Origin of the sequence: Pseudomonas putida, assembly GCF_002906855.1 — a bacterium.
GTDB classification, from domain to species: Bacteria; Pseudomonadota; Gammaproteobacteria; order Pseudomonadales; family Pseudomonadaceae; genus Aquipseudomonas; species Aquipseudomonas putida_N.
In genome coordinates this window covers 872,505-886,979 of sequence record NZ_MINI01000048.1, presented here as the reverse complement: position 1 = coordinate 886,979, position 14,475 = coordinate 872,505, and the positions used below count along the sequence as shown (strand labels likewise).

Sequence of the window (14,475 nt, the reverse complement as noted above, 5' to 3'; positions counted from 1 at the left end):
GTTGCCGCACCCAGACTCTTCCCCTGCGCCCGTGCATGTGGTGCAACTGACCGACGCCCACCTGTTCGCCAACCCGGCGGGCACCTTGCTGGGCCTCAATACCCGCGACAGCCTGCGCCATGTGGTGGCCCAGGTTCGTCGCGAGCAGCCGCGTGTCGACTTGCTGTTGTGCACCGGTGACCTGTCCCAGGATGGCAGTGTTGCGTCGTATGAAGCGTTCCGAGAGCTGACCGGCGAATTTGCCGTACCGACTCGCTGGTTGCCGGGCAACCATGATGAAGCCAAGGCCATGAGCGAGGTCGCGCCAGAGCTGGTGCAGTCGGTGACCGACATCGGCAACTGGCGCGTGGTCATGCTCAACACGGCGGTGCAGGGCGCTACCCATGGATTGCTTGAACAGAACCAGTTGTCGACCCTCGATGATGCTCTGGCCTCGGCCGGCGAGCGCTATTGCCTGGTGTGCTGTCACCATCAGCCGGTGGATATCGGTTGCGCCTGGATCGCCCCGATCGGTTTGCGCAATGCCGATGAATTGTTGCAGCGGTTGCGCGGTTATCCACAGGTGAAGGCGTTGCTTTGGGGGCACATTCATCAGGAGTGGGATGAATGGCGCGATGGCTTGAGGCTACTGGCCACGCCGTCGACCTGCATCCAGTTCGCGGCGGGTAGCGAGGACTTCAAGGTCAGCGAAGAACAGCCGGGTTATCGCTGGCTGCGCCTGCATGCCGATGGGCGAGTGGAGACTGGGGTGGAGCGGGCCACTGATTTTGAAGTGAAACTTGACTTCAATAGCGCGGGATATTGAAGAGCCCCGGGCTGCGCTGCAGTCTCAGCCTTTCGAAGAAATTGTTGCGAAATTGGCCATCCGGCGCCAAAACCCGGCGAACGCGCTACACTGCGCGTCCCTGCGCCCGCACGATCGGGCGCGAAGCCACAGATTCCGGGGGCAGCATGTCGGGTTCCATCCTCTATATCCATGGCTTCAACAGCTCGCCAGTGTCCACCAAGGCGCGCCAGCTCGTGGCGGTGATGCAGCAGCTGGGCCTTTCGCAGCAGCTGCGCGTTCCGGAATTGCACCACCACCCACGCCAGGCCATGGTCCAGCTCGAAGCTGCCATCGCCGAGCTCGGGGCGCCCCTGCTGGTCGGCAGTTCGCTCGGCGGCTACTATGCCACCCATCTGGCCGAGCGCCATGGCCTGAAAGCCTTGCTGGTAAACCCGGCAGTCACCCCGCACAAGCGCTTCGACGGTTATCTGGGTGCCCAGCGCAACCACTACACTGGCGAGACTTGGGAGCTGACCCTGGACCATGTGCAGGCCCTGGCCGAACTGGAAGTGCCGGCGCCGACCGACCCAGGCCGCTATCAAGTGTGGCTGCAGACCGCCGATGAAACTTTGGACTATCGCCACGCCGAGCAGTATTACCGGGCTTGCGCGCTGCGCATCCAGGCTGGTGGCGACCACAGTTTCCAGGGCTTTGCCGAGCAGATGCCAGGCCTGCTGGCCTTCGCCGGCATTGCCCGGCAGCAGTATGCGGCGCTCGATTTTTCTGTATTTTGATCTTTTTGCATTCACCAGACTGACGACGAGAATCCATGGCCAATCCCAGCGCTAGCGCCTATAACGCAGACGCCATCGAAGTCCTCTCCGGCCTCGACCCGGTGCGTAAACGCCCGGGCATGTACACCGATACCAGCCGGCCTAACCACCTGGCCCAGGAAGTCATCGACAACAGTGTCGACGAAGCCCTGGCCGGCCACGCCCGGTCGGTGCAGGTCATTCTCCATGCCGACCACTCGCTGGAAGTCAGCGACGATGGCCGTGGCATGCCGGTGGATATCCACCCTGAAGAGGGGGTGTCGGGCGTTGAGCTGATCCTCACCAAGCTGCATGCCGGCGGCAAGTTCTCCAACAAGAACTACCAGTTCTCCGGTGGCCTGCACGGCGTGGGTATTTCGGTGGTCAACGCCCTGTCGACTCAGGTGCGCGTACGCGTCAAGCGCGACGGCAACGAGTACCAGATGACCTTCGCCGATGGCTTCAAGGCCAGCGAGCTGGAGGTGGTCGGCACGGTCGGCAAGCGCAACACCGGTACCAGCGTGTACTTCAGCCCCGACCCGAAGTATTTCGATTCGTCGAAGTTTTCCATCAGCCGTCTCAAACACGTGCTCAAGGCCAAGGCCGTGCTGTGCCCGGGCCTGCTGGTCAGCTTCGAGGACAAGGCCAGCGGCGAGAAGGTCGAGTGGCACTACGAAGACGGCCTGCGTTCCTACCTGGTCGACTCGGTCAGCGAGTTCCAGCGCCTGCCCGACGAGCCGTTCTGCGGCAGCCTGGCGGGTAACAAGGAGGCCGTCGACTGGGCCTTGCTGTGGCTGCCCGAAGGCGGTGACAGCGTTCAGGAAAGCTACGTCAACCTGATCCCCACCGCCCAGGGCGGTACCCACGTCAACGGCCTGCGCCAGGGCCTGCTCGATGCCATGCGCGAGTTCTGCGAATTCCGCAACCTGTTGCCGCGCGGCGTCAAGCTGGCGCCGGAGGACGTCTGGGAGCGCATCACCTTCGTCCTTTCGATGAAGATGCAGGAACCCCAGTTCTCCGGCCAGACCAAGGAACGCCTGTCGTCCCGTGAGGCCGCCGCGTTCGTCTCCGGTGTGGTCAAGGACGCCTTCAGTCTGTGGCTCAACGCCCACCCTGAGCTGGGCATGCAGCTGGCGGAACTGGCCATCAGCAACGCAGGCCGTCGCCTCAAGGCCAGCAAGAAGGTCGAGCGCAAGCGCATTACCCAGGGCCCGGCGTTGCCAGGCAAACTGGCCGATTGCGCCGGGCAGGACCCGATGCGCGCCGAACTGTTCCTGGTCGAGGGTGACTCCGCCGGTGGTTCGGCAAAGCAGGCGCGCGACAAGGAATTCCAGGCCATCCTGCCGCTGCGTGGCAAGATCCTCAACACCTGGGAAGTGGACGGCGGCGAAGTCCTGGCCAGCCAGGAAGTGCACAACATCGCCGTGGCCATCGGTGTCGACCCGGGCGCGGCCGACCTGTCGCAACTGCGCTATGGCAAGATCTGCATCCTCGCCGACGCCGACTCCGACGGCCTGCACATTGCCACTTTGCTCTGCGCATTGTTCGTCCAGCACTTCCGCCCGCTGGTCGAGGCCGGCCATGTCTACGTTGCCATGCCGCCGCTGTACCGCATCGACCTGGGCAAGGACATCTACTACGCCCTCGACGAAGCCGAGCGTGACGGCATCCTCGACCGCCTGGTGGCCGAGAAGAAGCGCGGCAAGCCGCAGGTCACCCGATTCAAGGGCCTGGGTGAGATGAACCCGCCGCAGCTGCGCGAAACCACCATGGACCCGAACACCCGGCGCCTGGTCCAGCTGACCCTGGACGACGTGCAAGGCACCACCGAGATCATGGACATGCTGCTGGCCAAGAAGCGCGCCGGCGACCGCAAGAACTGGCTGGAAACCAAAGGCAACCTGGCTGAGGTACTGGTTTGATTCGTCTGTTGGTCGCGGCCTGCCTGGCGCTGGTTGCCTTGCCGAGCCTGGCGGGCAACTGGCCGGAGCTGAAGCTGGCCTCCGAGCACCCGATCGAGGGAATGCGTGGCGGCAACCTGTCCGGCCTGGTCGAGTGCCGGGGCGGGCTCTGGGGTGTTTCCGATCGTGATGACGACCGCATTTACCGCTTCGACCAGCAGGACGCCGTCTGGCGCGCGCAGCCGCTGACCTTCACGCCACCCCCCGTGCCCGAGAGCGGCCTGCCGTGGGGGTTGAAGTCGCGTAACTGGGCGGCCTCCTACGTGCGCGGTGGCGAGCTGGATTACGAAGGCATCACCTGCGATCAGGCAGGCAATCTCTACCTGGTCAGCGAGGCCCATGCGGCGGTGTTGCAACTGCCTGCCGGGGGGGAGCCGGAGTGGCTGAAGATCGACCCGGCGATGGTGCGCCAGGCCCGTGCCAGCGGCATGCTGCTCAACTTCAATGCCTTGTTCGAAGGCCTGGCCATCAACCCGGAAGGTGATCGCCTGTGGCTGGCGGCCGAGCGCGAGCGGCGCGGCCTGGTGGCCATCGAGCGCCAGCAGTCGGTGTGGACCTGCGGTCGCAGCTGCGTGTTGCTGAGCGAAGCCGGGGTCGAGATGCAGCCACCGCAGATGCCCAACCCCCGGGCACTGTCGCGTGACTTTGCCGACCTCGCCTGGTTCGAGGGCAAGCTGTTCACCCTCGAACGCAATGCCTACCGCGTGTGCCGGCGCGATGCCACCGATGGCAAGGTCGAGCAGTGCTGGTCGTTCGCCGCCGAGGCACTGGTGCCGGAACGCCGCTACGACCAGCCGTATGGCCTGGCCGAAGCGCTGGTGATCGATGCCAAGGGCGCCTGGATCGGCCTGGACAACAACAACGGTGATCGCGCCGACGGCGAAAGCCGGCCGATCGTCTGGCGCTTCGAGGCACCGCAGGGCGGCTGGAGCGCCACCCCATGAGCCAGCCACCGGGCAAGCGCGCCGGCAAGGTCCTGATGATCCTCGCCTGGGCGGCGGGGCTGTTTCTTGCCACGCGCTTCTTCGGGCAATGGGAAGACCACGAGCGCAACCCGAACACCCAGGTGCAATCGTCCCATGGCGACGGTATCATCGAAGTGCGCCTGCTGAGCAATGGCCAGGGGCACTTCGTGCTGGACGGCGCGATCAACGGCCAAGTGGTGCATTTCATGCTCGATACCGGAGCCACCGATGTGGCGATCCCGGAGTCACTGGCCAAGGACCTGAACCTGCAGCGTGGCAGCCCGGTGATGCTGAGCACCGCCAACGGCCGCACCGAAGGCTACCGCACCCGGCTGGATAGCCTGCAGTTGGGTGATATCCACCTGCAGAATGTGCGCGCCCTGGTGGTGCCGGGCCTGGACGGGCCGACCGTGCTGCTGGGCATGAGCGCCCTGAAACAACTTGAATTTACCCAGCGCGGCGGCACCATGCTGCTGCGCCAGAACCTGAAATGACGAGGCCCGCATGAGCGACTCACTGGAACTCAGCCTGGACGGCGTCGAACGCCGCTCGCTGGCTGACTTCACCGAACAGGCCTACCTCAACTATTCCATGTACGTGATCATGGACCGGGCCTTGCCGCACATCGGCGACGGCCTCAAGCCGGTGCAGCGACGCATCGTCTATGCCATGAGCGAGTTGGGGCTCGATGCCGACGCCAAGCACAAGAAGTCCGCCCGTACCGTCGGCGACGTGCTCGGCAAGTTCCACCCCCACGGCGACTCGGCCTGTTATGAAGCCATGGTGCTGATGGCGCAGCCGTTCAGCTATCGCTATACCTTGGTCGACGGCCAGGGCAACTGGGGTGCGCCGGACGATCCGAAGTCGTTCGCCGCCATGCGTTACACCGAGGCACGCCTGTCGCGTTATTCGCAAGTGTTGCTCAGCGAAGTGGGCCAGGGCACCGTCGACTGGGTGCCGAACTTCGACGGCACGCTGGAGGAGCCTGCAGTACTGCCGGCGCGCCTGCCGAACATCCTGCTCAACGGTACCACCGGTATCGCCGTGGGCATGGCCACCGACGTTCCGCCACACAACCTGCGTGAAGTGGCCAGCGCCTGCGTGCGCCTGCTCGACGAGCCCAAGGCCACCATCGAGCAACTGTGCGAGCACATCCAGGGCCCGGACTACCCGACCGAAGCTGAAATCGTCACCCCGCGCGCGGAAATCCAGAAGATCTACGAAAGCGGCCGCGGTTCGATCCGCATGCGCGCCGTGTACCGCGTCGAAGATGGTGACATCGTGGTCACCGCGCTGCCGCACCAGGTCTCCGGGGCCAAGGTGCTGGAGCAGATCGCCGCGCAGATGCAGGCCAAGAAGCTGCCGATGGTCGCCGACCTGCGTGACGAATCGGACCACGAGAACCCGTGCCGTATCGTCATCATCCCGCGCTCCAACCGCGTCGATGCCGACGAATTGATGCAGCACCTGTTCGCCACCACCGACCTTGAGAGCAGCTACCGGGTCAACGTCAACATCATCGGCCTCGACGGCCGCCCGCAGCTGAAGAACCTGCGCGCTCTGCTGCTGGAGTGGCTGGAGTTCCGCACCAACACCGTTCGCCGCCGCCTGCAGCACCGCCTGGACAAGGTGGAGAAGCGCTTGCACCTGTTGGACGGCTTGCTCACCGCGTTCCTCAACCTGGATGAAGTGATCCACATCATCCGTACCGAAGAGCACCCCAAGCAGGCCCTGATCGAGCGCTTCCAGCTCACCGAGATTCAGGCCGACTACATCCTCGAGACCCGCCTGCGTCAGCTGGCGCGCCTGGAAGAGATGAAGATCCGAGGCGAGCAGGACGAACTGCTCAAGGAGCAGGCCAAGCTGCAGGCCCTGCTGGGCAGCGATGCCAAGCTGCGCAAGCTGGTGCGTAGCGAGCTGATCAAGGACGCCGAAACCTATGGCGACGACCGCCGCTCGCCAATCGTCGAGCGCGCCGAAGCCAAGGCCCTGTCGGAAAACGAGCTGATGCCGACCGAGCCGGTCACCGTGGTGCTGTCGGAAAAAGGCTGGGTGCGTTGTGCCAAGGGCCACGACATCGACGCGACCGGCCTGTCCTACAAGGCCGGCGACGGCTTCAAGGCCGCTGCTGCAGGCCGTTCCAATCAGTTTGCCGTGTTGATCGACTCCACCGGGCGTAGTTATTCGGTGGCCGCACATACCCTGCCATCGGCGCGCGGCCAGGGCGAGCCGCTGACCGGGCGCCTGACGCCACCGCCTGGAGCGACCTTCGAATGCGTGCTGCTGCCAGACGATGATGCATTGTACGTGGTGGCCTCGGACGCCGGTTACGGCTTCGTGGTCAAGGGCGAGGACCTGCAGGCCAAGAACAAGGCCGGCAAAGGCCTGCTCAGCTTGCCTAACGGTGCCAAGGTCATGACCCCGCGCCCGGTGGCCAATCGCGAGCAGGACTGGCTGGCGGCGGTGACCACCGAAGGCCGCTTGCTGGTGTTCAAGGTTTCCGACCTTCCACAGTTGGGTAAAGGCAAGGGCAACAAGATCATCGGTGTGCCCGGTGATCGGGTCGCCAGTCGTGAAGAATTTGTCACCGATCTGGCGGTGGTTGCCGAGGGTGCAACCCTTGTATTGCAAGCCGGCAAGCGTACCCTGTCTCTGAAGCCAGACGACTTGGAGCACTACAAGGGCGAACGTGGCCGACGCGGCAGCAAGCTGCCACGCGGCTTCCAGCGTGTCGACGGGTTGCAGGTGGAACTGCCGGCATAATCCGACGAAATGTCTGGAACGGCAATTTCAGCGCCGTTCCAGGCAGAAATGCTGGAGTCGGGCCGATATTTCGCGGATGATAGTGCCCCTGTGGTGCCGGCGTGGCCGTGTGCCCGATTGAATATCTATCAGTATCACTGCGGTTTGCCTGGTAGCGACCGCCTGGATGGGTTGAATGAAATTCCTGCGCCTTCCATTTGCGCTGTTGATGACGGGTTTGCTGGGACTGAGCGGATGCAGCATGCATCAGCCGGTTGCCCTGTACCAACTCGACAGCGGTGATCCTGGCCAGCCTTCGCAGAGTGCGGGCATGGCCGTGGTGCTCGGCCCAGTGTCGGTAGCCGATTACCTGCAGCGTGAAACCTTCTTGCAGCGTCAGGCCGATGGCAGCCTGAGTTCGGCGACCGACGGTCGTTGGGCCGGCAGCCTGTCAGCAGACATCGATCAATTGCTGGTGCGCCAACTCGCCTGGCGCCTGGATAGCCAGCGCGTGGTACTGGCCCCGGCCAGCACTGGCTTCACCCCGGACGTGCAGGTGCTGCTGTCGATCACTCGCCTGGACTCGGGCAAGAACCAGCCAGCGATTCTCGATGCGCAATGGCGCCTGCTCGACCGTCGTGGCCATGTGCGTGACAACCGTATCGTTCACCTTGAGCAGCCGCACGAGGGCAGCGAGTCGTCCCAGGTTCAGGCCCAGGGGCAGTTGCTGCAGAAGCTTGCCGAACAGTTGAGCACGGCGGTCAAGCCCCTGGCCAATCAGCCTGCGGTTGCCGAAGAAGCACCGAAGAAGCAGGCAGCGCCGGTACAGGTCAAGAAAGGACCGGAGAAGTCGAAGATCCCGATGGCTTCGCCGATTCGCACCGATATGGAAGTCTATCGGTTCTGATCGAACCGCCAGCCACAAAAAAGCCCGCATGCTCGCGGGCTTTTTTGTGGGTGAAGACTTTGTATTGTCTGTGCCGGCCTCTTCGCGGGTGAACCCGCGAAGAGGCAGTCCAGATATCAGGCCCGGCGCTCGTGCATCCGCGCCAACTGACGCTCCAGCATCGAAGGGTAAGGCTCCATCAGCCGCTCCACACAGCAAGCCCCTTCAGGGCTGGCAATCGGGCGGATGCGGGCGCGCTTGCGGATCAGTTCGTCATCACTGATCTGTCGCTCCACCAACAGCAGGTTGCGGCTGTGTTGCGACAGAGCCAGCGCGTCCTGGGCCTTTTCGGCCATCAGCAGGTCGACCTGTTCCAGCCCCTGCAGGTCATCACCCAGGGCCAGGCCCAGCTGCAGTTGCAGGGTGATGCCACTGTCGGCCACTTCGATCTGCAGGGCATGGCCCAGCGCACGCAGCAGCTCACCACAGCAGATGGCGTTGGTCAGGTAATCCTCACCGCAGTCGCGGCTGTGGAACAGCACCAGCGTGCTGCCATCGTTGAGCGTGTGGATGTCGCCTTCATACAGCGAGGCAGCCTGCTCCAGGCAGCCACGATAGCGTTCCAGCAGCTCGGTCAGGCGCGTGCGGGGCAGGCGACGCAGTTGCTCCTGGGAGCCCAGTTGAACGGCCAGCACAGCAGTGTTCTGTGGCTCGTCGGACTCGATCACGGCAGGCCTGGTCGCTGGTTGCTCCTCGTCGTCCAGCAGTCCGGCGAAGGCCTCGTCGTCGTCCTCGTCCGCCTGGACCACGGCCTTGGCGCGCTGTGCGGGCTTGGCCGGGGCTTCGTCGTGCAGGTCTTCGAACTCGTCTTCGTCCTCTTCTTCCTCCGGTTCCGGCTCGGGCGGAGGTGGCGGCGCCAGGCGCGCATGTAGCTGGCGAGCGATGTCGCCGATCTCGTCCTGGCGGTCGATGGCCGGGGTGTAGGGGTGCGGGTCACGCAGCCATACCCGCAGCTGCAGCAGCGGCAGGGTGATATGGCGACCTTGGCGCAGGCTCAGGCTCAGCGCCAGGGCCAGCAGGATGGCGGCGAGGATGCCCATGCTCTGCAGGCTGATCAGCATCGGCTGCTGGAACTGGCTCATGTCCAGGCTGATGCGCAGCTGACCGGCGGTCACGTCCTGGAACGTGATCTTGGTCTGGTACAGGCCTTCGGCTTCGCCCAGCAGGCTGTTGCGCGGGCGCTGGCCGGCCTCGGCGAGGATGCGGTTATCCACGCTGTAGATGGCCGCATGGGCCACCAGCGGGTTCTTCACCAGGTTGCCCAGCAACACGTTGAGGCTGAGGATGTCATTGGACACCAGCAGCTCGGTCGCCGAGGTGGCGGTCTGGGTGGTCAGGCTCTGGCCGAGGGCGTCGGCCTGCTCGTGCATGGCCTGCTTGAACTGCAGGCCCATCACGCAGGCGTAGATCACCAGCGCCAGCGCCACCAGGAAAATGTTGGTGGTGGCGATGCGTAGTGCCAGGGGCACGCGACGTTGGCGCAGGGCTCGGAAGATCATGATGAAGAAGTTGTCGGTTTTGACGGGCGTGGGCCGGTTCACAGAGCGCGGCTCTTAATGGCATAAAAGTGTTGGGCAGTATAGCGAGCAGTGTTTTGTCGGCAAAGTAGAGTTGGTGCCCGATGGTCATGGAAAATCGGTAGAATGCGCATTTTTCATCGAAGTCGGAGCCAGGTTGTGCGCGAAATCGTTCTGATCAACATCACCGGTGAGGACCGTCCGGGTCTCACCGCCGCCATTACCGGCGTCCTGCTCCAGGGCGGTGTGAACATCCTCGACATCGGCCTGGCGGTCATGCACGGCACCCTGTCGTTCGGCATCCTGGTCGATATCCCGGATAACGAAGTGGCTACCGGCCTGCTGCAGAGCGTGCAGTCCAAGGCCCACGAGCTGAACCTGCAAGCGCGTTACACGCCGATCTCCGAAGCCGACTACCAGCATTGGGCCGATGCCCAGGGCGAGGCGCGACATATCGCGACCCTGCTCAGCCGCAAGATCACCCCCGAGCAGCTGCAACGGGTCAGCGCCGTCATCAGCCAGTATGGCCTGACCATCGAACGTATCGAGCGCCTGTCGGCGCGGGTCACCCTGGGCGCTCCGAGCGAGAAGGGCAAGGCGGCGCTGGAAATTTCCGTGCGTGGCGTGCCGAGTGACGCCCAGGCACTGCGTGCTGAGTTCTTCGCGTTGTCCGAAGAGTTGAACATCGACATCGCGTTCCAGAAGGACGACTTGTTCCGTCGCAACCGCCGCCTGGCGGTGTTCGACATGGACTCGACGCTGATCGAGGCTGAAGTCATCGATGAACTAGCAAAGGCCGCCGGCGTGGGTGAGCAGGTTGCCGCAATCACCGAGCGGGCCATGCGTGGCGAGCTGGACTTCCGCGCCAGCTTCAAGGAGCGCATGGCGCTGCTCAAGGGCCTGGATGTCGGCGTACTCGACGAGATCGGTGCTTCCCTGCGCCTGACCGAAGGTGCCGAGAACCTGTTCGCCGAGCTCAAGCGCCTGGGCTACAAGACGGCCATCCTGTCCGGTGGTTTCTCGTACTTCGCCAAGCAGGTGCAGGCGCGCCTGGGCATCGATTACGTGTTCGCCAACGAACTTGAAGTGGTTGATGGCAAGGTGACCGGCGTGGCCGTGGAGCCGATCGTCGATGCCCAGCGCAAGGCCGACCTGCTGCAACAGCTGGCCAGTGAAGAAGGCCTGCAGCTGGAACAGACCATCGCCGTGGGCGATGGCGCCAACGACCTGCCAATGCTGTCGCTGGCCGGCCTGGGCGTGGCCTTCCGCGCCAAGCCGCTGGTGCGCCAGTCGGCCAAGCAGGCGATTTCCACCCTGGGGCTGGATGGCGTGCTGTACCTGCTGGGCCTGCGCGACCGCGACGCCCGCGGCTGATCCGCCGTTAAAAAAAGGCCCTGCATGCGCATGCAGGGCCTTTTTTATTGCCAGGATCAAGCCTGTGCAGGGGTTGCCAGCAGTTCACCCATGCGCACAGCCGAAGCTGCACCCAGGGTCTGGGCCCATTTCACTTGCTCCGGCCCGAACAGCACGATTGCGGTCGAACCCAGCTTGAAGCGGCCCAGTTCGGCGCCTTTTTCCAGGTGAATCGGCGCACGGCTTTCTTCGTCGTAACGGAAGGTCTTCAGCTCACGCTTTGGCGGAGTGACCAGGCCTGCCCACACGGTCTCGATCGAAGCGACGATCATGGCGCCGACCAGGACCACGGCCATTGGCCCGCGCTCGGTATCGAACAGGCACACCACGCGCTCGTTGCGGGCGAACAGCTCCGGAACGTTCTCGGCAGTGGTCTGGTTGACCGAGAACAGGCGGCCCGGCACGTAGACCATCTCACGCAGGGTGCCGGCCAGCGGCATGTGCACGCGGTGGTAATCCTTCGGCGACAGGTAGATGGTGGCGAACTCACCGCCCATGAACGGCGCGGCCAGTGCCGGATCACCGCCGAGCAACTCAAGCGCGCTGAAACTGTGGCCCTTGGCCTGGAAGATACGACCGTGTTCGATCGGGCCCAACTGGCTGACGGCACCGTCGGCCGGGCAGAGAATTGCGCCTGGGGTTTCGTCCAGCGGGCGTGCACCTGGTTTCAGGGCGCGGGTGAAGAAGGCGTTGAAGTGCTCGTAGGCGGTGAGGTCTTCGACCAGCGCTTCGCTCATGTTCACCTGGTAGCGTTTGGCGAACCAGGCGGTGAAGGCGTTCTTGAACCAGCGCGCACGGCACTCGGCGACGCAGCCAGCCAGGCGCGACAGCAAGTGGTGCGGCAGCAGGTACTGGCTGAGGATGAACAGACGGGATTTCATTGAGTTGATTGTCCTTGAACTTCGACAGGCGTGTCCGGGTGGTTGCCCCATTCGCTCCACGAACCGGCATAGGCCTTGATGCGTGGGTAGCCGAGGGACTTGGCCACCAGGTAGGTGAAACCGGAGCGGCGGTGGGTCTGGCAGTGGGTGATCACTTCCTTGTCAGGTGTGATGCCCAATTGTTGCAGGACTTCAGCGATGTCCTTGCGGATGCGCAGATGGTCGTTGAGGTCCATACCGGCCGTCCACTCGAAATTGACGGCGCCGGGAATGTGCCCGGCTTTGGCGGCCAGGACTTTTTCGCCGTTGAATTCCTGCGGGCCGCGGGCATCCCAGACCACCAGGTCATTGGCGCCCAGACGGCTTTGCAGATATTCGCGTGTGGCAGTCGGCTCGCTGTGCAGTTGCAGGTGCACAGGGCCGTTGCCCGGCATTGGCACGTCAGTGGAGAGCTTGTCCGCTGGCCAGGCATGGATGCCGCCATTGAGGTAGTGGTAGCGCGAATGGCCGATGACATCGAGCAGCCAGATGAAGCGCCCGGCCCAGCCGCCACCTTCGTCGTCATACACCACGTAGACGGCATCGTCACGGTGGCCCAGTTCGCTGAACAGCTTTTCCAGATCGGCCAGGGCCGGGAGCAGGCCGGGCGCTGGAGGCTGGCCGAGTTGGGTGCGCTTGCCCTCGACGAAGCGGGCGCCGGGGATGTGCCCGCTGACATAGCGGTTGGCGCTGCTCAGGTCGACCAGGATCAGCTGGGGTGAATCCAGGCGCGGCAGCAGGTCTGCGGCTTCGATCACCAAAGGCAGGCCGGAAAAGTCAGTCATCCACGTTCTCCAGTGTGGAAAGAGAGGCGATTGTAGCGCAAGGCTCAGGCGCCGCGGTTGGCAAACACCGCCAGCGCACGCTCGATACATTGCGAAGTCTTGCCGAAGGCCTGCACGCTGACATCGGCCAGTGGTTTGCCACCCTGGTCGGCCACCGCCAGCATCAATACCTGGTCACCGACGGCCAGCGAGCGCAGCAACAGGTGTTCGCTGTGGAACAGCGCACGCAGCGGTGCCGGCAGCAGAGCCGAGAACTGGGCGTGGTTCTCGGGCGTCAGGCGCAGCTGGCCGACTTTGCTCATGAGCTTTTGCAGCAGCTTGTTCTGCTCGATATCCAGAGCGATGCCCCCGGCTTCCTTGGGCAGGCCGGCGATCTGCTGCACGCGCAGGTAATCGTCGGTCTTGCCCAGGCTCAGCAGCATGATGCGCTGCATCCCGCAGGCTTTCAGCGCTTCGCACGCGTGGGTGGCGAGGTGGACGGCATTGGTGAACGGGCTTGGTTGTGCCAGCAGTTCCTGGCACAGCTTGCGCCAGCGGCCAAGCGCTTCACTGGAAGGCGGTGGCGGGGTGAGCATGTCCGGGTGCGGGCGACGCTGGTCCCAGGGCCAGATCAGCGCCTCGGCAGGGTGGAACAGGGCATGGCGGGCGTGGCGCCGGGCACTGGCCGCTGCTTGTTGGTGAACCTGCTGTTGCACGTCTTCCAGCGAGGTCTGCAGGTACAGCGCGGTCAGCAGTTGCCAGCGCAGCAGATGCGGGTTGTCCCAGCCCACCTGCGCCGCCAGCGCCAGGTTGTTGGCCAGCAGCACAGTATTGGCCGGTTCGTTGAACCAGCGGCGCAAACCGGGTGCTTCGTCCAGGTGATGCTGCTGGCTGAGCGGGTCTTCTTCGCGCGCGATGCTCAGTACCAAGGCCAGTTGGTCGCGCTCTTCGAGCAGCAGGCGATAGCCTTGGGTCACCCATTTGGGCAGGCGCCAGTGTTCGGCCATGGCCTGGCACAGGGCGAAGATGCGCACGCCGAACAGTTCCTGCTCCACGTCTGCCGCGGGTTCGCCCTTGTGGATGACCCGCAGCTCCCAGGCGTCCAGCAGCTTGGGGTACGCCAGGGCCAGCGGCCACAGAGGGGCGAGGAATAGCAGGCTGCCCCAGTGGATCTCCTGCCACAGTCGCGCCAGGCGGCTGGCAAAAAGACCGTTGGCCTGTTGCGCGGCGTGCTGGCTGATCAGCAGGAACTGGCGCAGCACCGGCGGAATGTCGCCTTCCGGCAGGGCCGGCAGGCGCATCAGCAGTTCCTTGCTGCGCCCAAGGCCCAGGCGATTCAGGGCGACTTCCAGGCTTTCGGCGGGCTCGGCCTGGCTGGCGTTGGCGGGGTGGTTGGCCTCGCGCATCACCGACAACACCAGGGCGGGGCTGTCTTGCATCAGTTCAGCGATGTCGCGCAACGAGCGGCGATTGTCGTTTATCGCGCTCAGGACCCGGTCGTAGCTCTGCTTCGGGACCGGTACACGAACACCGTCGAGCAGCTTGACCCAGGCTTCTACAGTACGCGGATTCTGAGTGGGCACCTTGGATTCCATTGGCATTTTGACATCAGTCCGAACTGGCTTTTCGCTTTTAGTGGCTATAGTCTGGCGCAGTTCTGCCGATAAGT

The 14,475-nt window shown here is 64.1% G+C and carries 12 protein-coding genes; 8 read left to right on the top strand and 4 right to left on the bottom strand.

Features of this window, described 5'->3' with window-relative positions; all coding sequences use genetic code 11:
- The first annotated feature begins 1 nt into the window (after position 1).
- The 7 genes from cpdA (at position 2) to BGP85_RS26835 (ending at position 8,153) form a co-directional block, all read left to right on the top strand.
- Positions 2-805: a 3',5'-cyclic-AMP phosphodiesterase gene (gene cpdA, locus BGP85_RS26865; RefSeq protein WP_103445917.1), complete on the top strand. Its 804-nt coding sequence runs from the start codon at positions 2-4 to the stop codon at positions 803-805.
- Positions 806-951: 146 nt separating this feature from the next.
- Positions 952-1,560 (top strand): YqiA/YcfP family alpha/beta fold hydrolase, encoded by a 609-nt coding sequence (locus BGP85_RS26860; protein ID WP_103445916.1) that lies wholly within the window; start codon positions 952-954, stop codon positions 1,558-1,560.
- A 35-nt stretch (positions 1,561-1,595) separates the two neighbouring features.
- On the top strand, positions 1,596-3,500 hold the full coding sequence (parE, locus tag BGP85_RS26855) for a DNA topoisomerase IV subunit B (RefSeq protein WP_103445915.1): 1,905 nt from the start codon (positions 1,596-1,598) through the stop codon (positions 3,498-3,500).
- Positions 3,497-4,483 (top strand): esterase-like activity of phytase family protein, encoded by a 987-nt coding sequence (locus BGP85_RS26850; RefSeq protein WP_103445914.1) that lies wholly within the window; start codon positions 3,497-3,499, stop codon positions 4,481-4,483. The genes parE and BGP85_RS26850 overlap by 4 nt, the downstream gene beginning before the upstream one ends.
- A complete protein-coding gene (locus BGP85_RS26845) occupies positions 4,480-4,998 on the top strand; it encodes a retropepsin-like aspartic protease family protein (RefSeq protein ID WP_103445913.1) in 519 nt (172 codons plus the stop codon). Before BGP85_RS26850 ends, BGP85_RS26845 begins: the two co-directional genes overlap by 4 nt.
- A 10-nt stretch (positions 4,999-5,008) precedes the next feature.
- Entirely contained in the window at positions 5,009-7,267 is a 2,259-nt protein-coding gene (gene parC, locus BGP85_RS26840; RefSeq protein ID WP_103445912.1) for a DNA topoisomerase IV subunit A, read from the top strand.
- 175 nt (positions 7,268-7,442) lie between these two features.
- Entirely contained in the window at positions 7,443-8,153 is a 711-nt protein-coding gene (locus BGP85_RS26835; RefSeq protein ID WP_103445911.1) for a PqiC family protein, read from the top strand.
- A 116-nt stretch (positions 8,154-8,269) separates the two neighbouring features.
- On the opposite strand, the gene BGP85_RS26830 is transcribed toward BGP85_RS26835, so the two are convergent.
- A complete protein-coding gene (locus BGP85_RS26830) occupies positions 8,270-9,733 on the bottom strand; it encodes an AhpA/YtjB family protein (RefSeq protein ID WP_103445910.1) in 1,464 nt (487 codons plus the stop codon).
- Positions 9,734-9,868: 135 nt separating this feature from the next.
- Here BGP85_RS26830 and serB point away from each other — a divergent pair, with 135 nt between their 5' ends.
- Complete coding sequence (serB, locus tag BGP85_RS26825) at positions 9,869-11,083, top strand: phosphoserine phosphatase SerB (protein ID WP_181004441.1); 1,215 nt, start codon at positions 9,869-9,871, stop codon at positions 11,081-11,083.
- Between the two features lie 56 nt (positions 11,084-11,139).
- On the opposite strand, the gene asd is transcribed toward serB, so the two are convergent.
- From asd to BGP85_RS26810, 3 genes are read right to left on the bottom strand one after another with little or no spacing between them, the layout of a single operon-like run.
- Entirely contained in the window at positions 11,140-12,003 is an 864-nt protein-coding gene (gene asd, locus BGP85_RS26820) for an archaetidylserine decarboxylase (RefSeq protein WP_103445908.1), read from the bottom strand.
- Entirely contained in the window at positions 12,000-12,827 is an 828-nt protein-coding gene (locus BGP85_RS26815) for a rhodanese-like domain-containing protein (protein ID WP_103445907.1), read from the bottom strand. The genes asd and BGP85_RS26815 overlap by 4 nt, the downstream gene beginning before the upstream one ends.
- A gap of 44 nt (positions 12,828-12,871) precedes the next feature.
- Complete coding sequence (locus BGP85_RS26810) at positions 12,872-14,407, bottom strand: HDOD domain-containing protein (protein ID WP_103445906.1); 1,536 nt, start codon at positions 14,405-14,407, stop codon at positions 12,872-12,874.
- Positions 14,408-14,475 lie beyond the last annotated feature (68 nt).